This window comes from Martinezella sp. CNPSo 3959, from assembly GCF_057784355.1.
This window is the reverse complement of the sequence record NZ_JBXSOV010000001.1, coordinates 418,716-435,840: the sequence shown is the minus strand read 5'-3', so window position 1 is coordinate 435,840 and position 17,125 is coordinate 418,716. Positions and strand designations below refer to the sequence as shown.

Genomic DNA, 17,125 nt, shown 5'->3' with positions numbered 1-17,125 from the left:
CGATGTCATCGAATCGGGCATAAGAGGAAGCCCTTTCAAAACAGAGGCTTCCTATGACTTTCTCCGATGCTGATTTCGACTATGTGATGATGATCGTTGCCGAAGCGGCGTCAAAGGAAATCATGCTGCGTTTCCGCAACCTGGACGCTGGCGACATATCGGAAAAGACCTCGGCCATCGACCTGGTGACCGAGGCTGATCTTCTGGCTGAGCGGCACATCACCGCGGCGTTGAAGACACGGTTTCCGAAGGCTGTCATCGTCGGCGAAGAAGCCTATGAGGCCGACAAGTCCGTCGTGCCAGCGCTGGTGCATGCGGAATTGGCTTTCACCATCGATCCGGTGGATGGCACCTTCAATTTCGCTGCCGGACTGCCGGTCTTCGGCACGATCGTCGCCGTCATCGCCAATGGCGAGACGATCGCCAGCATCATCCACGATCCCGTGCTTGGCGACACCCTGACCGCCATGAAAGGCGGTGGCACTTTCCTGCGCCGGCAAACCGGGCAAGTGAGACGGCTTGCCGTCGCCGCGCCGGCGTCTTTGAACGCGATGACGGGCGCCATATCCTGGGGGCATATGGATGAACCGGACCGGTCGCGCATCTGCGGCAATCTATCGAAGACCCGTATGGCTTTCTCTCTCAATTGCTCGGCCTACGAATATTGGATGGTGGCGTCGGGCAAATGGCATTTCATCGGCCATTCCAAATTGATGCCATGGGATCATCTGGCCGGCGTGCTGGCGCATCAGGAAGCTGGCGGTTATACCGCCAAATTCGATGGTACGCCCTATAAGCCCGGCGAAACGACCGGCGGCATCATTTCTGCGCCTGACGAGGAAAGCTGGCGGATGATCCGCCGCGAGATTATCGGCGCCTGACGCGAAAGGAAAAAGCATGACATCGCTCGTTGACGTTACCACGCTTGCTCATGTGCTGCGCCGCGCGGCGCAGACGGAGATCCTGCCGCGTTTTCGCAGGCTCGGCAGCGACGATGTCCGCGCCAAGAGCGAGGCAACCGACTTGGTAACGGAAGCCGACGAGCGGGCTGAGCGCATGATCAAGGCCGAGGTTTCGCGGCTCTGGCCTGAAGCGCTGTTCATCGGCGAGGAATCGGTTGCCGCCGACCCGTCGCTACTAAAGAAGCTGCAGGATGCCGATCTCGCCATCATCGTCGATCCCGTCGACGGCACGTTCAATTTCGCAGCCGGAATTCCAGCCTTCGGCGTTATGGCTTCGGTGGTCTCGAAGGGGGAAACCGTTGCCGGCATCATCTTCGATCCGATGGGTGATGACTGGGTGCTGGCGGAGCGCGGCAGTGGTGCGTGGCTGCGCCGGCCTGATGGTGAGACGCTGCGTCTCAACGTTGCTCCGTCCGCTCCGCTGGAAGAGCTGGTCGGCATGGCGGCCACCGGTTTTCTGCCGAAGGAAAAGCGTGCGGAGGTCATGGGTAATCTCGCCAAGGTGCGCTATACGACCTGCTATCGCTGCGCGGCGCATGAGTATCGCACGCTCGCGGGCGGCTATGTTCATTATCTCATGTACAACAAGCTGATGCCTTGGGATCACCTTGCGGGATCGCTGATCTCGGCTGAATCCGGAGCCTATGTCCGCCGTTTCGACGGTTCGCCCTATTTGCCGCATCACGTCGATGGCGGGCTCCTTGTCGCGGTGGACAAGGACACATGGGAGCTGTTGCGGCGCGAAGTCTTCACTCTTTGAGGGGAACCACGCCACGATAGCCGGCGCGGCCTCTTGGAAAGTGACAGCCGGAGGGCTATCTTTGCTCCAACAGGCAAGAGCCTTGGTCGGCGCTTGCCGCGGGGATGAGACAGATGTCCGAGACGAGCCGCAAGCTGACCACCATCTTCTGCGCCGATGTGCAGGATTATACGCGCCTCATGGGAAAGGACGAGGAGGGGACGCTTTCAACCCTTCGTCGTTACCGCGACGCGATGAAACGGCTGATCGAAGCCCATGGCGGCCGGGTCATCAACACCTGGGGCGATGGTGTCTTCGCCGAGTTTCCAAGCGTCGTCGAGGCCGTGCGCGCTGCGATCGACACGCAGAACGAGCTTGCCGGCTACAATGCCGTAATCAAACCCGACAAGCAGATGCTCTTTCGCATCGGCCTCAATCTCGGTGATGTAATCGCTGATGGCGACGATCTCTATGGAGACGGCGTCAATATTGCCGCCCGGCTGCAGTCGCGCGCTGCTCCAGGCGGCATCGTCATTTCCAACACCGTCTATGATCAGGTCCGCAACAAGGTGGCGGTCGGTTTCGATTTTCTCGGGCAGCTCGAGGTCAAGAACATCGAAGGCGGCGTGCCGAGCTATGCGGTGCGGATCGGCGGCGTGCAGGTTGTCGACACTACATCCGATTATCGGTCCGCCCCGGAGCCAACTCCTGTGCAGGCGCCGAAACCTGCGTTGGGGGTACCCGTGCCGCAAGACTGGCGGCGGAGCTATGGCAGCGCCCTCATCGTCTGCATCGCACTTGCCATCATCAATGGGCTAACCTGGGATGGCGAGTTCTGGGCTAAATGGCCCATACTTGTGATCCTATGGGTTGCTGCGGTCCGCTACGCCCGCAGCAACAGGCAGATCGATATGGCGATTGCCAGCCTTGTCATCACCGGCATCGGCATCGTCGCGATCAATCTTTTCACCTGGCACGGCACGCCTTGGGCGATGTGGCCGCTCTTCGGGCTTGCGATCGCCGCCGCGCTTCGCTGGGTCAGCCGGCCGCGCAGCGGTGTTTAATTCATGAAGTCACGTCGCTCTAGACGTGCCCCATTCCCGGCTCCAGCGCCGGCGTATCGCCGGGATGGGTGAAGAGCTTGCCGCGTTCCGCCCACAGCGTTGCGACGATCGACAGCGCGCCAAATATGGTGAAGCCGGCAAGCAGCGGCTGTGCAGTGCCATCGAACATCTGGCCGACGACGCCGCCGAGCAGGACGCCGACCGTCGTAGAGACCGAGCTAGTGATGGCGGCTGCCGTTCCCGCCAGGTGTCCCATCGGCTCCAGGCTGATGGCCATGCAGTTGGTGGTGATGACGGCGAACATCATCAGCATGACCGAGATCAGCACATAAATGAAGGTGAAGCTCGGCTGGCCGAACATGCCGACGATGTAGCCGATGGCGCCTAAGACGGTGAAAACGATCATGGCGGCATGGGAAATGCGGCGCATGCCGAAGCTGCGGACGAAATAGCCATTGGCGAATTGTGCGACGGCGGTGCCTGCGGCCGTTGCCGCAAAGGCGATCGGGAACGTGTCCCCAAGGCCGTAGACTTCGCCGAAGACCTGCTGCACGGAGACGATGTAGGCGCAGATAATGCCGGTATAGAGCGTCAGCCCGATCATGTAGCCGCAGGTGATGCGGTTGGTCAGTACGGTTTTGAAGCCCGAAAGGACCGACGAAACAGAAAGCGGCAGGCGCTCTTCAGCGGGCAGCGTCTCCTTCATACGGAAGAAAGCGACCAGGAAGAGGGCGGCGCTGACGATGCCGAGCAGAATGAAGATCCATTGCCAGTTCGAATAGGCAACGATCATCTGGCCGACGAAGGGCGCGACCATCGGCATGATCATGAATACGATCATGACATAGGACATGACGCGGGCCATTTCGCGACCGCCGAAGCAATCGCGGACGATGGCAAGCGTCGTGATGCGCACGGCTGCAGCGCCGACGCCCTGAGCAAAGCGCATGGCAAGCAAGGCAAACAGGCTGCCGCTCCAGGCCGCGGCAAACAGGGTCACCGTATAGAAGGCAAGACCGCCAAGCAGGATGTATCGTCGGCCATAGGTGTCCGACAGGCTGCCGAAGAAAAGCTGACAGATGCCGAATCCGAGGAAATAGACGCCTATGACGAGCTGGATGTCGTTCGGATTGGCGACATTAAGCGACTGGCCGATATTCGGCAGCGCCGGCAGCATGCTGTCGATGCCCATGGAAATGCTGGCAGTCATCAAGGCGATGGTGAGGATAAATTCCACGATGCCAAGACCGATGCGGCTGGAGCCGGACTGCACCGGCGGCTGAGCCGGCGACTGGGATTGAGGCGGGGTTGTCATTCGAATATGCCTGTCAATGTAAAGCGAGAGACTGATCGGCCGGAGGCGGCGCATTGTGCGGGCGGAAGAGGCGCCCCCTTTCGGCGATCACCACGAACACCAGACCGATCAGCGAAACGGTGAAGTAGCCGATGACCATCGGCGTTGCCGTACCGTTGAAATACTGGCCGATACCGGCGCCAATCGAGGCGCCGCCGACCGTGCTCATGAAGCCAAGCACGGAGGAGGCGGTGCCGGCGACATGGCCGAGAGGCTCCATGGCGAGAGAATTGAAATTCGAGCCGATCCAGCCGAACTGGAACATTGCCAGCGCGAAAAACAGCATGAACAGTGGGAAGGGCATCGGCGCTGGGCCATAGAGCTGCACCAGCATCCAAATGAAGGTGATGAAGGAGAAGCCGAGCAATGCCGCATGGGAAAGCCGCCGCATGCCGAAGCGGCCGACGAGCTGTGAGTTTATGAAGGAGGACAGCGCCATGAAAAGCGCCACGCCGCCAAAGGCAACCGGCGTGTACACGCCCAGCCCATAAATGCCGCTATAGATCTGCTGCGCCGAATTGATGAAGCCGAACAGCGCTCCGAACAGGAACGTGCTGGCCAAGGTGTAACAGAGCGCCACGCGGTTCGTCAGAACTATCCTGAAGCCGGAGGCGACCGATCTGATGGTCAGGGGACGGACATTTTCCGGCTTCAATGTCTCCGGAAGCCGGAAATACATCCACAGACCGACGAGCGTCGCCATGGTGCCGATGAAGACGAATATCATGTGCCAGGTGCTGACGAGCATGATGATCTGGCCGCTTCCCGGCGCGATGACCGGAACGATCATGAATACCATCATGATGAGCGACATCACTTCGGCCATCAGGCGGCCGCCGAAGACGTCACGGACGATGGAAATGGTGATGACGCGCGTCGCCGCCGATCCTAGACCTTGAATGAAGCGGAGCGCCAGGAGGCCGGCAAAAGACGGGATAAGGGCAATGCCGAAAGCGGAGATGACGTAAACGGTCAGGCCGATCAACAGGGGCAGGCGGCGGCCGAAGCGATCCGACAGGGGGCCGTAGATGAGCTGCGCCGAGCCGAAGCCGATCAGATAGGCCGTCACCACATATTGCCGATGATTCTCGTTCATCACGCCGAGGCTGGAGCCGATCTGCTGCAATGCGGGGAGCATGATGTCGATGGCAAGCGAATTGATCGCCATCAGAAAGGCCGCGAGTACGATGAACTCGCGTTTGCCCATGGGCAGCTGCCCATGGGACATGGCCTGGGATGAAGTCGTCACGGTTTTATTCCCATAAACATGTCAAGGCGCCGCCCGGCGGCAGCGCCCAATTGATCAAATTTAACTATGGAAACCGGACGAGGAGCCCGGTGCCCGGTCAGGCGGCGCCGCGAACGCTGATGCCGTGTTCCTGAAGGTGTTGCTGCAACTCGCCCGCCTGGAACATCTCGCGCACGATATCGCAGCCGCCGATGAATTCGCCCTTCACGTAAAGCTGCGGGATGGTCGGCCAGTTGGAATAGTCTTTGATGCCCTGGCGAATCTCGGCATCGGCAAGGACATTGATGCCCTTATAGTCGACGCCGATATAGTCGAGAATCTGGACCACCTGGCCGGAGAAGCCACACTGCGGGAACTGGGGCGTGCCTTTCATGAAAAGAACGACGTCGTTGTTCTTAACTTCATTATCGATGAATTCGTGAATGCCGCTCATTGTCCAGTTCCTTTCACATGCGGGGTCAAGGTCCGCAGCGTTACATCTGTCCCTTAAATAGCAAGCAGCCGACAAGATTTCCAGCCGCAAAACATGCGCATCGTTTTTTTCATCGCATGAATGGACTCGCGGATTTACGACGTGGGACGACAGCGAATAGGCCCTATTGAGCTGATTTTCTGAACAGTGCGTTTTGAAAACGAACCTTCAACTCCGTGCCTGAACAACACACATAAATTTGAAGCAAGGGACGGCGAGTATTAGTCTGCTATCTAATTTACAAACGATCGGTATGTTTGTAAAAGTGTTTCGATTGATGCGATTTGGCGCGTATCGGCCCCTTGTGAGCATTACAGTCGCATTTTGAGGGAGCGGACACCATGAGCCACCACCATTATTCAGACGGGCAGGTTGGTGAAGAGCGCGAATTTTATAGCTCTGAAGACACCAGCGAAGGCGAGCGGGAATATTTCGAGCACGTGCGCACGCCAAGAGCATCAATCCTGAATAGCGCTGTAACCGTCAGTGCCATCGTCCTTATATTGAGTATCGCTTTCGGCTATCGTGCCGCGACCGCCCCGACACAGCAGCGGATGGCGTATCCTATCGCCGAAAAAATCATGATTGCTCCACCGGTAGACTCATGTGCCGAGGCTTCTCCATATCCTCGCCATGAATGCTGAGATATGCCGTGCTGCCACAATATGGCACGTCAGGGGGCGGGATTCTTGGGAACAGGCTTTTTCTGCCCACGGCAACGATCGTAAACGTTTGATTCCAGACTTTTTATTTTCAGCAGATTATATTGCTCCGCCATGAAAAAGCCGGCAGTTCGTGGTCATGGCCATCTTCAGTTTTATCAGTGCGTTTGGCGCGTCCCGGGGACAGACTATAATATGAATCCTATCAAGAAGAGGGTGGTTCTCCACTTCCCTGGCTTCGAGCCGCTGGATGCTGCCGCACATCGGGCTCGTTACGAGCGTTCCGCGCGGCAGAGCGCCGCCGCCTGGGATTTCACCGCGTCAGTGAATGAGATGAAGAATTTCGGCCGTGCGCCGTATTTCGATGTCACGGCGACGGCTGCGGATTGGCATACGCAAAGCCGCATTCACATCGTCGATCACAACGATTTGGTTGCCACGCTGAACGGGAGGCCATTCTTCACACGGTTGATGCAGGGCTATCTTGCCGCAGCAAAAGTTGCCGCTTCGGGCGGCATGACCGGCTATTTCCGCCATGCATGGCGCTTCGGCCTGTTCTTTATCTTTCCCTTTCTGCTGATGCTTGCGGGGCTGATTCTCAGCCTGTCGATCGCGTTTGCGCCAATCCTTTTCGGGCTGCCGGCCTGGAGTCATATCGGCAGCATCGCGCTCGCAGTCGCCTTTTTCGTCTATGTTTTCCTGCCGCAAGCCGAAAAGCTGCATACTCTGCATCTCTTTTCCGATTGGGAGATGGCGGTCGCGATGGCGGGTTTAAACGGAATAGGCGCAGAACAGTGGCTGGAAGCGAGCGCCGTCAGCGTCCGGCGAGCCTTGGATGAGCCCGACGTCGAAGAGTTCGTCATCTCCTCGCATAGCATGGGCTCGTCCGTGGCAGCTCACGTGGTCGGCCTATTGCTGGAGCGCGAGCCGGACCTGCTGCAAGGCAAGCGCGTGGTGTTTACGACCCTTGGCAGCGCCATCCTGCAATGTGCTCTCATGCGGCCGGCAAAGGTGTTGCGCTCACGCGTCGGATTGATCGCGCGCTGCAAGAACATCTTCTGGCTCGACGTTCACTGTCTGACCGATGCAATCCATTTTTATAAGGCGAAAGTCGCGGCTGTTTGCGGCCATGAGGATGTCCGGCAGGCTTCGATCCTCTTGGTGCGCTTCAAGCAGATGCTGTCGGAAAAGCATTACAAGAAGATCAAGCGGGATTTCCTGCGAGTTCACCGGCAATATGTGCTCGGTCCCGATCTCAGGGCCTTCTTCGATTTCACGCTGATGACAGCCGGTCCGTTGCCGGCTGCGGATTTCGCTGAATTCTCAGTGAAGAGATTGCCGGAGCTGAGCTTCAACTCCGGCGAAGCGGCGCAGGCGCTCTCAGTCGGGCGCTGACGTCTGCAGCGCGAGGGCGTGCAGAACACCGCCCATATTGCCCTTCAGGGCATCATAGACCATCTGGTGCTGCTGCACGCGGCTCTTGCCGCGGAAGGCTTCCGCGACAACTTCGGCTGCATAGTGATCGCCATCCCCGGCCAGGTCGCGAATCGTCACCTTGGCGCCGGGAATGCCGGCCTTGATCATGTCTTCGATATCGCCGGGGTTCATGGGCATAAGTGGTACCTCGATTATTCAGCAGCGGCGAGCGCGCCGCCATCCATGAAGGCAGGAAACCACGATTCATGCGCCTCACGCAACTGTTCAACCGGAAGCGTTAACAACCCATCGATAACGAGTGCATCGCCGCCGATCGTTCCGAGACGGCGGAAGGGGATGCCGGCGCTTTCAGCATTGATGCAGACGAAATCCGCCACATCGGCCGGAACGGCGATGACGTAGCGGGCCTGATCCTCGCCGAAGAGGGCGGCATGTGGCAATGTCTTGCATTCGCCGAGATCGATGCGCAGCCCCTTGCTCGACGCCATCGCCATTTCGGCAAGTGCAAGCGCGAGGCCGCCGGAGGAGATGTCGTGGCAGGCCGTGACCTGACCGTTGCGGATGGCGGAGCGCACGAAATCGCCGTTGCGGCGTTCGGCGAAGAGATCGACTTCCGGGGCAGGGCCGTCGGTCGAGCCGAGGATGTCGCGGAGATAGATCGAAGAGCCGAGATGGCTGCCGTCGACGCCGATCATCAGTACGTGGTCACCTTCCGAAGCGGAGCCGATGCGGGCCATCGCCTTCCAATCCGGCAGTAGGCCGACGCCTGCGATCGTTGGGGTCGGCAGGATGGCAACGCCATTGGTCTCGTTGTAGAGCGAGACATTGCCGGAGACGATCGGGAAATCCAGCGCGCGGCAGGCTTCACCGATGCCTTTAATGGCGCCAACGAACTGGCCCATGATCTCGGGCTTTTCCGGATTGCCGAAGTTCAGATTGTCGGTCGCGGCCAGCGGCTCGGCACCGGTTGCGGTGATGTTGCGCCAGCATTCGGCGACGGCCTGCTTGCCACCTTCGAAGGGATCAGCTTCGACATAGCGCGGCGTGACGTCGGAGGAGAAGGCGAGAGCCTTGGTCGCATGGCCTTCGACGCGGACGACGCCGGCGTCGCCGCCTGGAAGCTGCAGCGAATTGCCTTGGATCAAGGTGTCGTACTGCTCGTAGACCCAGCGGCGGCTGGACTGGTTGGCAGAGCCAACGAGCTTCAGCAGAGCCTGACCGTAATCTTCCGGCGCGGCAACCAGATCAGCGGGCAGGGCGACACGCTTGTCGGATTCCCGCCACGGACGATCATATTCCGGAGCCTGGTCACCCAGATCCTTGATCGGTAGATTTGCGACTTCCTCGCCCTGATGGATGACCCGGAAACGCAGGTCGTCGGTCGTCTTGCCAACGATGGCAAAATCCAGGCCCCATTTGACGAAGATCGCCTTGGCCACTGCTTCCTTTTCCGGCTGCAGCACCATGAGCATGCGCTCCTGGCTTTCCGAGAGCATCATTTCATAGGCCGTCATCCGCTCTTCGCGTACCGGCACCTTGTCGAGATCGAGCTCGATGCCGAGGTCGCCCTTGGCGCCCATTTCGACGGCGGAGCAGGTAAGGCCAGCCGCACCCATGTCCTGGATGGCGATGACGGCGCCCGTCTGCATCAGTTCCAGGCAGGCTTCCAGCAGGCACTTTTCGGTGAATGGGTCGCCGACTTGAACGGTCGGGCGCTTTTCCTCGATCGATTCGTCGAATTCGGCAGACGCCATGGTCGCGCCGCCGACGCCGTCACGGCCGGTCTTGGCGCCGAGATAGACGACCGGCAGGCCGACGCCCTTGGCTTCGGACAGGAAGATGGCGTTGGATTTCGCAAGGCCCGCCGCAAAGGCGTTGACTAGGATATTGCCGTTGTAGCGCGCATCGAACTCGACTTCGCCGCCAACAGTCGGAACGCCGAAGGAATTGCCATAGCCGCCAACGCCGGCAACGACGCCGGAGACGAGGTGGCGGGTCTTCGGATGATCCGGTTCGCCGAAGCGCAAGGCGTTCATGGCAGCGACCGGGCGAGCGCCCATGGTGAAGACGTCGCGCAGGATGCCGCCGACGCCTGTGGCAGCACCCTGATACGGCTCGATGTAGGACGGATGGTTGTGGCTCTCCATCTTGAAGACGACGCAATCGCCGTCATCGATGTCGACAACGCCGGCATTCTCGCCCGGCCCCTGAATGACGCGCGGTCCCTTGGTTGGCAGGGTGCGGAGCCACTTCTTGGAGGACTTGTACGAGCAGTGCTCGTTCCACATGGCCGAAAAGATGCCGAGCTCGGTGAACGTGGGCTCGCGGCCGATCAGATCCAGAATGCGCTGATATTCATCCGGCTTGAGGCCGTGGGCGGCAATCAGTTCGGGGGTGATCTGGATCGTATTGGAAATGGTCATGGGCGCTCGAGTGTCCTTGCCTGTAAAGGATTTGAAGACCGGTCAGGGATCGGGGTCTCTTTAGCGCAACTCTCCCTGTCGTGCGACAGGAAAATCACCGGCGTTCACAACACGCCGGCGTAGATGCAGCGAAAATCAAGCGCGCGGCCATCGGCGGCCGCTTCGCAAGGTCAGAATTTGTAGCCGACCATGATGCCGGCGCGCGTCATGCCGCCGTTAGGCCCATCGCAAAGATTGGCATGCGACGAGTGCGCGATCTGCGCCATTACGTTCCAATGATTATCGAAATTGTAGCCGAGGCCGGCATATTCGTGGAAGAGCAGGCGGCAGCCGAGCATCGGACCATGCTCTCGCCAGTCGTCCAGGTTGCCGGTGTGCACCGTGCCGCCGAAGCCGAGTTCGGTGAAGATGCCATTGCTATTCGTGAGCGTCCAGGAAAGGCCGCCATAGACCTGCGTCGCGGAGCCAGACGTACCAATCGACGTGCCTACATGGATACGAGGATGGGTCAGCTGATCCTTCCAGTCGGCGGTCGGATTGTAGCCGAACGGATTGAAGAGGACCTGAACATCCGGGAAGACACCGCTTTCGTGCTCGTTGCCGCTCTGGATGGAGCCGCTTGCGCCAAAACGCAGTTCGTCGAAGATCTTGACTTGAGGGGCGGGTGTCGCCGCCACTGCGTCGGCGGCGATCGCCGTCGATTGACCCGTAACGAATATCGAACTGACTGTCAGAAAACTCAAAACCAAACGCTTGCTGAAAAAGCCTGCAATAGCCATGCGCTCCCCCTAGTGTAGCGGGCGAATCCTCACGTTCATTGATAGAATGGTAGCGTGCTAAGTGTCGAGGCGACGAATGCGCATTTAGCCAAGATGTCTGTCGATAAATTGATAAGGCTTGCTTAAATGTGACTATCGTAACCCGATGAGCCGTTTTCCAACAACCTGCGTAATGTCATGAACCCGGCGGCAACATCTTTTCGCTGTGGTGGTGACGAAAAGGCGACGCGGACGCGATGATAGACCCTATCGATTCGGGCGGCCTTGAATTCATCCTCGTCATCGATGAGCACGCCTTCGGAGAGGGCTGCATTCTTGAAGGTACCCGAAAGCCAGGGTTCCGGCAGCTTCAGCCACAGGAATGGCAGATGCGGATGCGAATTGAACTCGAAGCCCGATAATGCCTCACGTGCCAATTGCTCGCGTGCCTTGATCTCTTCGACGGATTTGCGGCGCAGTTCCAGGGCATGACCGCCGAGCACGAGCCGGGCGCAGGTTTCGGCCAATATGAAAGGCAAGCCGCCTGTCGTCATCTTGTGCGTAACCTTGATGCGCTGGGCGAAATGCGGTGGGCAAGCGACCCAGCCGCCGCGCACGCCGGCTGTCACCGATTTAGACAGGCTGCTGACCACGAACGTCCGCTCAGGCGCAATGGCCGCCATCAGCGGGTTCTGGTCGCCGGTCATGCCGCCGTAGAGGTCGTCCTCGATCAGCCATACGCTGTGGCGGCGGGCAATGGCGGCAATCGCCCGGCGTCTTGCCTCCGGCATCGTCACCAGCGTGGGATTATGGGCTGTCGGCATCAGGAAAGCGAGGCGCGGATGCTGCTGCTGGCAGAGACGTTCGAAATCCTCCGGGATCATCCCGTGCTCGTCCGAATCCACGAGGATCGAGCGCCTTCCGAGCAGGCGCGCGGCGCGGCTGATCTGAGTATAGGTGAGGTTCTCGAAGACAATCTTGTCGCCCGGCGAGGTGACGGCGGAAATGACTGCTATGGCGGCGGCGTGCGCGCCGAGCGTCGGCACGATCGTTTCGATTGCCGGCTTCCAGCCGTTTCGGGCGAGCCAGATCTGCCCGGCCTCAAACCAGTTTGCCGGGAAGTTCCTTGAGTAGGAAGAGATCTCGGATTGGTGCTCGCTGCTGATGTCGGCGAAAAGCTTGCCGATGATCGTGCCTTGGCCGATGTCGGGAGCGGCGGTCGTGTCGAAGCGGATCTTGGCGTCGGGCGTGTTCAGGCCGCGGGTACCGGCAAGCGCCTGCGTGATCGGGTCGACAAGCTCGATCTGCTTGCCGTTCGAACGCTCGAGAACATAGGTGCCGCGGCCGACTTCGCCAGCGACGAGGCCGCGTTCATGCACAAGCGCATAAGCCCGGCTGACCGTGCCGATAGTAACGCCGATATCATAGGCGAGATTGCGCTGCGGCGGCAGCTTCGTGCCCGGCGGCAAGACGCCATGCGTGATCGCATTTTCGATGCTGTCAGCGACGCGGATGTAAACCGGGCCGGTTCCGCTTGAAATGTCAGGGAGCCAATTTGTCATAATGACAATTTCCTAGATTGTCCCTGTCGTTGAGTCAAGAGTATGAGTCAATTTGTACCGTTTGGCTCGGTACATCAAAATTGTCATCATCATCTGGAAATAAAAATGAGCACAATGGTTACAATCTGTTCGGCCGAGGCGGGAGACGCCCGTTCGGTGAACATGGAGAGTGCGGCGGCGCAGCCAAGGCCGCATGTCGTGCGTCGGCTTTGGGCACTTTACCTGCATTGGCAGGAGAAGCGCGAAGGACGGCGGGTTCTCAGGGATCTGACAGATGACCAGTTGGTCGACATCGGTCTGACGCGCCGCCAGGCGGTCAAAGAGGTCAACAAGTCGTTCTTTTGGGATTGAGAAGGGTTGGCATCAACTCATAGACGTGCAACCACAGCCATGACGAGACGAGCTGGATCGGAAAGCCCCGGGCGTCGACAGCGACTTGGATCTTGGTCGTGAGTCCGTGTCGTGATCGATCGAGACAATGATTTGCCCTCGATATACCGTTCGTCCACAAATTGGGCATGCCCGTAAATGGTCCTCGGCGATATTCTGCAAAGCTTGACAAAACAGCAAGATCGGTCGAGCGCGCCTTGCCTGCGTACGCCTAAATGATGTGGCCACGCAGGAGAGACGATGAAGACGGCGCTTCACAACTATCGGGCACGAATGCTGCGAGTGCTGGACCACATCGACCGGCATCTTGACAGTGATCTGGACTTGGAAACGGTGAGCGATATTGCGGCCTTTTCGAAGTTCCATTTCCATCGGCAGTTTACGGCGACCTTCGGGTTGTCCGTACATCGCTATATCCAGCTTGCCCGCCTGAAACGTGCGTCGCACCGGTTGGCCTACACGGACGACCAAAGCGTCACGGACATAGCGATGGATGCCGGCTATGACGCACCGGACGCCTTCGCCCGCGCCTTTCGGCAAAGGTTCGGGCAATCGCCTTCGTCGTTCCGAAAGTCTCCGGACTGGGAGCCGTGGCTTGCGGCCTTAGAGCCTTTCGACAACGCAAGGAGCACGCTCATGCAGAAGACCTTTACCTTTGACGACGTAACAATCCGCGAGGTGCCGGTGACGCCGGTAGCGATCATGGAGCATCGGGGCGACCCGGCGACGATCGGCACCACCATCAAGCGGTTCATCGCGTGGCGTAAGGCCGCTGGCCTGCATCCGAAGACAAATCCGACCTTCAATGTCTGGCGTTCCGAGCGGCGCCCCGCGTCGCCAGCGGATTATAGTATGGACCTCTGTGTCGGGACCGACCAGCCGGTCGAGACGAACGGCGAGGAGATCACCGTCGGTGAGATCCCCGGCGGGCGCTGCGCGGTCCTGCGTGTGGTCGGCAACACCGACAATCTGGAGCCAGCCGCGCTCTATCTTTATCGCGACTGGCTTCCAGCCAGCGGCGAGGAAGCGCGGGACTTCCCGATCTATTGCCAGCGGCTAGCCTTCTTCCCGGAGGTGGCGGAACATGAAACGGTCGCGGAACTGTTTTTGCCGCTGAAATGAGGGCCTCCGACGACAGCCTGTCCCTTCCGATCGCAAGAAGTGGGCAGGTGGACAATGATCCCTAAGATTAAGGGCACGTCATGCGTCGGCTGCGGGATAGCTTGAAACAGATAAACCTAAGGCTTGCAGCTTAGCTGCAGGCCTTCGATCCCCCAGCCCAGCGATTGACGTCGCCGGTGATGCGGCCGCCGGAGGCGCCTGACATCATCGGACCGAAGGCCTGCAGCTGTGCGGGATTGCCTTCCGCCTGCACAACGAGCGATGGCCTGCCGGTCGGGTGCTTCTTGTCGACCACGAGGATGCGCGGGCGACCGGTAAAGGAATTGAGCTCGGGAGCGAGCTGATAGCTGGCAAACGCCGGGTCCGAAGACTTGAACCAGCATGCATTGGCGTTGAGCATGATGCGTTCCATCGTCGACAGGGCGCTGTGATCCGTCGCGATGATGCTCGGCGGGCGCGGGCCGCAAGAGGTGACCAATAACCCAAGCATCGCGATAACGGCGGCGGAGTAAAGTCCTGTCAGGAGGCGAGGGCGCATCAATCTCTTTCCAATAAGGCGGTGGGGCTGGTCTGCCGGGTCGCATTCCGGCGCCCTGCTGTTCGATCCAAAAACGCCGATTTTATGGTTCTGATGGGGCTCTGGCCTATCAGGCCGCGATCACGCCAAGCGCGGATGCAAAGAGGCCACGGCCATCGCTACCGCCATGGGCTGCCTCGATCAGATTTTCCGGATGCGGCATCATGCCAAGCACATTGCCCTTGGCGTTCATGACACCGGCAATGTCGTTGACCGAGCCGTTCGGGTTGGTGCCTTCGGCATAGCGGAAGACCACCTGGCCATTGTCTTCGATTGCCTTCAGCGTTTCGGCATCGGCGAAATAGTTGCCGTCGTGATGTGCGACCGGGCTGCGGATGATCTGACCCTTGGCATAGGCGGCCGTGAAGTCCGTTTCGGCATTGACGACTTCCAGCTTCACTTCGCGGCAGACGAATTTCAGCGAGGCGTTGCGCATCAGCGCGCCGGGAAGCATGCCGGCTTCGAGCAGGATCTGGAAACCGTTGCAGACGCCCAAAACCTTGACGCCCTTATCGGCCTTGTCCTTGATTGCCTGCATGATCGGCATGCGGGCGGCGATCGCGCCGCAGCGCAGATAATCGCCGTAGGAAAAGCCGCCGGGAATGACGATCAGGTCAACATCCGGGATTTCGGTCTCCGTCTGCCAGACCGTAACGGGCGCATGGCCGGAAATCTTGGTCAGCGCCGCGATCATGTCGCGATCGCGATTGAGGCCGGGGAGTTGGACGACTGCTGATTTCATGATGCTGTTCCCGAGAGAGGCGAAAGATACAGACTTGGAACGTGATCGGTGAGCCATACTCCATTGTCGCTGACAAAGAAAGAATGACCTTCCGCATGCATGCGTGCCGCATCGATTTCAAGAATGATATAGTCACCCTTGCGTCTCGTCGCGACGATGTTGGCGGTCTCGATATCCGGCGACAGGTGCACATGATGTCGCTGCATTTTCTTCAGCCCTGAAACTTGAATGGCCGGCCAGCTTTCGAGCGATGTTCCGTGAAACAACTTCGACGGCGGCTCCCCCGGTCTTAGCGCCAGATCGACGGTGACGCTGTGGCCCTGAGCTGCGCGGATACGATGATCCAGTAGAGTGAAGCGTTTCTTCGGATTGGACTCGATCACTTCGAGGATATCGTCTTCGGAGACATCGAAGCGATCAAGAACCGCCCTTTTTAGATCGTTAAAGGGCACCCATCCTTCCGAATCCAGAGACAAGCCGGCTTCATGGGGCGCATGCCTCAGCACGTAGCTCATGAATTTCGAGATGTCGGTCTGAAGTTTGGTGGATGCCATTAACGGTGTCAGTCGATCGAAATGCTGAAGTTCTCGATGACCGTATTGGCGAGAAGCTTCTCGCACATGGCCTTGAGATCGGCTTCGGCCTTGTTCTTGTCGGTGCCCTCAAGCTCGAGATCGAAGACCTTGCCCTGGCGGACCTGATGGACGCCGTCAAAGCCGAGTGCGCCAAGCGCGCCTTCGATTGCCTTGCCCTGCGGATCGAGAACGCCGTTCTTCAGCGTAACGGTTACACGAGCCTTGATCACGATTGTCCTTTCTGAACTTACTTGACGAGAACCGGGCCCGTGCCGCGCACGGGTTCGTTTTCATTGATGATGCCGAGGCGGCGAGCCACTTCCGAATAGGCTTCGAGCAGGCCGCCCATGTCGCGACGGAAGCGGTCCTTGTCCATCTTTTCGTGGGTTTCGATGTCCCAGAGACGGCAAGAGTCCGGCGAGATTTCGTCGGCGAGGATGATGCGCATCATGTCGCCTTCGAACAGGCGGCCGCATTCGATCTTGAAATCGACGAGCTGGATGCCGACGCCGAGAAAAAGGCCGGTCATGAAGTCGTTCACGCGGATGGCGAGCGCCATAATGTCATCGAGCTCGGCCGGATTGGCCCAGCCGAAGGCGGTGATGTGCTCTTCGGAGACCATCGGATCTTCGAGCGCGTCGGACTTGTAGTAGAATTCGATGATCGAGCGGGGCAGGACCACGCCTTCCTCGATGCCGAGGCGCTTTGCGAGCGAGCCGGCGGCGACGTTGCGCACGACGATCTCGAGCGGAATCATCTCCACTTCCTTGATCAGCTGCTCGCGCATGTTGAGGCGGCGGATGAAATGGGTGGGAATGCCGATCTTGTTCAGATGGCTGAAGATATACTCGCAGATGCGATTGTTCAGAACACCCTTGCCATCGATGACTTCGTGCTTCTTCTTGTTGAAGGCGGTGGCGTCGTCCTTGAAGAACTGGATCAGCGTGCCCGGCTCAGGCCCCTCGTAAAGGATCTTGGCCTTGCCCTCGTAAATACGGCGGCGACGGTTCATTGGTATTCTTCTCTGTCTTTGGCGC

Annotated in this window: 19 protein-coding genes; 7 read left to right on the top strand and 12 right to left on the bottom strand. The window is 59.2% G+C overall.

Features of this window, described 5'->3' with window-relative positions; all coding sequences use genetic code 11:
• The first annotated feature begins 53 nt into the window (after window positions 1–53).
• The 3 genes from AC13RE_RS02270 to AC13RE_RS02260 all read left to right on the top strand — a co-directional run bounded on the left by AC13RE_RS02270 (window position 54) and on the right by AC13RE_RS02260 (window position 2,765).
• Window positions 54–881, top strand: coding sequence for an inositol monophosphatase family protein (locus tag AC13RE_RS02270; RefSeq protein ID WP_488561802.1), 828 nt, complete (start codon window positions 54–56; stop codon window positions 879–881).
• Window positions 882–897: 16 nt separating this feature from the next.
• Window positions 898–1,722 carry an inositol monophosphatase family protein gene (locus AC13RE_RS02265; RefSeq protein ID WP_488561801.1) on the top strand — a complete coding sequence of 275 codons (825 nt, stop codon included), beginning with the start codon at window positions 898–900 and terminating at the stop codon, window positions 1,720–1,722.
• 113 nt (window positions 1,723–1,835) lie between these two features.
• Window positions 1,836–2,765, top strand: a complete 930-nt coding sequence (locus AC13RE_RS02260; protein ID WP_488561800.1) for an adenylate/guanylate cyclase domain-containing protein — start codon at window positions 1,836–1,838, stop codon at window positions 2,763–2,765.
• A 19-nt stretch (window positions 2,766–2,784) separates the two neighbouring features.
• Here the strand turns inward: AC13RE_RS02260 and AC13RE_RS02255 are convergent, their stop codons facing one another.
• From AC13RE_RS02255 to grxD, 3 genes are all read right to left on the bottom strand, one after another.
• Window positions 2,785–4,080 (bottom strand): multidrug effflux MFS transporter, encoded by a 1,296-nt coding sequence (locus tag AC13RE_RS02255; RefSeq protein WP_132716773.1) that lies wholly within the window; start codon window positions 4,078–4,080, stop codon window positions 2,785–2,787.
• A 13-nt stretch (window positions 4,081–4,093) separates the two neighbouring features.
• Window positions 4,094–5,326, bottom strand: coding sequence for a multidrug effflux MFS transporter (locus tag AC13RE_RS02250; RefSeq protein ID WP_132717681.1), 1,233 nt, complete (start codon window positions 5,324–5,326; stop codon window positions 4,094–4,096).
• Window positions 5,327–5,465: 139 nt separating this feature from the next.
• Window positions 5,466–5,801, bottom strand: coding sequence for a Grx4 family monothiol glutaredoxin (grxD, locus tag AC13RE_RS02245; protein WP_015340050.1), 336 nt, complete (start codon window positions 5,799–5,801; stop codon window positions 5,466–5,468).
• Window positions 5,802–6,181: 380 nt separating this feature from the next.
• On the opposite strand from grxD, the gene AC13RE_RS02240 reads away from it, so the two are divergent.
• Both AC13RE_RS02240 and AC13RE_RS02235 read left to right on the top strand, forming a co-directional pair.
• Complete coding sequence (locus AC13RE_RS02240; protein ID WP_488561799.1) at window positions 6,182–6,484, top strand: hypothetical protein; 303 nt, start codon at window positions 6,182–6,184, stop codon at window positions 6,482–6,484.
• A gap of 213 nt (window positions 6,485–6,697) precedes the next feature.
• On the top strand, window positions 6,698–7,897 hold the full coding sequence (locus tag AC13RE_RS02235; protein WP_488561798.1) for a hypothetical protein: 1,200 nt from the start codon (window positions 6,698–6,700) through the stop codon (window positions 7,895–7,897).
• Here AC13RE_RS02235 and AC13RE_RS02230 read toward each other — a convergent pair.
• The 4 genes from AC13RE_RS02230 to AC13RE_RS02215 all read right to left on the bottom strand — a co-directional run bounded on the left by AC13RE_RS02230 (window position 7,883) and on the right by AC13RE_RS02215 (window position 12,682).
• Window positions 7,883–8,116 (bottom strand): BolA family protein, encoded by a 234-nt coding sequence (locus tag AC13RE_RS02230; protein WP_004108912.1) that lies wholly within the window; start codon window positions 8,114–8,116, stop codon window positions 7,883–7,885. The genes AC13RE_RS02235 and AC13RE_RS02230 overlap by 15 nt on opposite strands.
• Before the next feature lie 14 nt (window positions 8,117–8,130).
• Complete coding sequence (purL, locus tag AC13RE_RS02225; protein ID WP_488561797.1) at window positions 8,131–10,362, bottom strand: phosphoribosylformylglycinamidine synthase subunit PurL; 2,232 nt, start codon at window positions 10,360–10,362, stop codon at window positions 8,131–8,133.
• Between the two features lie 170 nt (window positions 10,363–10,532).
• A complete protein-coding gene (locus tag AC13RE_RS02220; protein ID WP_488561796.1) occupies window positions 10,533–11,141 on the bottom strand; it encodes an acyloxyacyl hydrolase in 609 nt (202 codons plus the stop codon).
• 122 nt (window positions 11,142–11,263) lie between these two features.
• Window positions 11,264–12,682, bottom strand: coding sequence for an aminotransferase-like domain-containing protein (locus AC13RE_RS02215; RefSeq protein WP_183709979.1), 1,419 nt, complete (start codon window positions 12,680–12,682; stop codon window positions 11,264–11,266).
• Between the two features lie 105 nt (window positions 12,683–12,787).
• Between AC13RE_RS02215 and AC13RE_RS02210 the strand changes: the two genes are divergently transcribed.
• Both AC13RE_RS02210 and AC13RE_RS02205 read left to right on the top strand, forming a co-directional pair.
• Window positions 12,788–13,033, top strand: a complete 246-nt coding sequence (locus AC13RE_RS02210; RefSeq protein ID WP_488561795.1) for a DUF1127 domain-containing protein — start codon at window positions 12,788–12,790, stop codon at window positions 13,031–13,033.
• A gap of 279 nt (window positions 13,034–13,312) precedes the next feature.
• Window positions 13,313–14,194, top strand: a complete 882-nt coding sequence (locus AC13RE_RS02205) for an AraC family transcriptional regulator (protein ID WP_488561794.1) — start codon at window positions 13,313–13,315, stop codon at window positions 14,192–14,194.
• A 130-nt stretch (window positions 14,195–14,324) separates the two neighbouring features.
• Here the strand turns inward: AC13RE_RS02205 and AC13RE_RS02200 are convergent, their stop codons facing one another.
• The 5 genes from AC13RE_RS02200 to purC all read right to left on the bottom strand — a co-directional run bounded on the left by AC13RE_RS02200 (window position 14,325) and on the right by purC (window position 17,100).
• Window positions 14,325–14,732 (bottom strand): hypothetical protein, encoded by a 408-nt coding sequence (locus AC13RE_RS02200; protein ID WP_488561793.1) that lies wholly within the window; start codon window positions 14,730–14,732, stop codon window positions 14,325–14,327.
• Window positions 14,733–14,841: 109 nt separating this feature from the next.
• Complete coding sequence (gene purQ / locus AC13RE_RS02195; protein WP_488561792.1) at window positions 14,842–15,513, bottom strand: phosphoribosylformylglycinamidine synthase subunit PurQ; 672 nt, start codon at window positions 15,511–15,513, stop codon at window positions 14,842–14,844.
• Window positions 15,510–16,067, bottom strand: coding sequence for an RNA 2'-phosphotransferase (locus AC13RE_RS02190; RefSeq protein ID WP_488561791.1), 558 nt, complete (start codon window positions 16,065–16,067; stop codon window positions 15,510–15,512). The genes purQ and AC13RE_RS02190 overlap by 4 nt, the downstream gene beginning before the upstream one ends.
• A gap of 8 nt (window positions 16,068–16,075) precedes the next feature.
• Complete coding sequence (gene purS / locus AC13RE_RS02185) at window positions 16,076–16,318, bottom strand: phosphoribosylformylglycinamidine synthase subunit PurS (protein ID WP_069613006.1); 243 nt, start codon at window positions 16,316–16,318, stop codon at window positions 16,076–16,078.
• A gap of 17 nt (window positions 16,319–16,335) precedes the next feature.
• A complete protein-coding gene (purC, locus tag AC13RE_RS02180; protein ID WP_015340039.1) occupies window positions 16,336–17,100 on the bottom strand; it encodes a phosphoribosylaminoimidazolesuccinocarboxamide synthase in 765 nt (254 codons plus the stop codon).
• Window positions 17,101–17,125 lie beyond the last annotated feature (25 nt).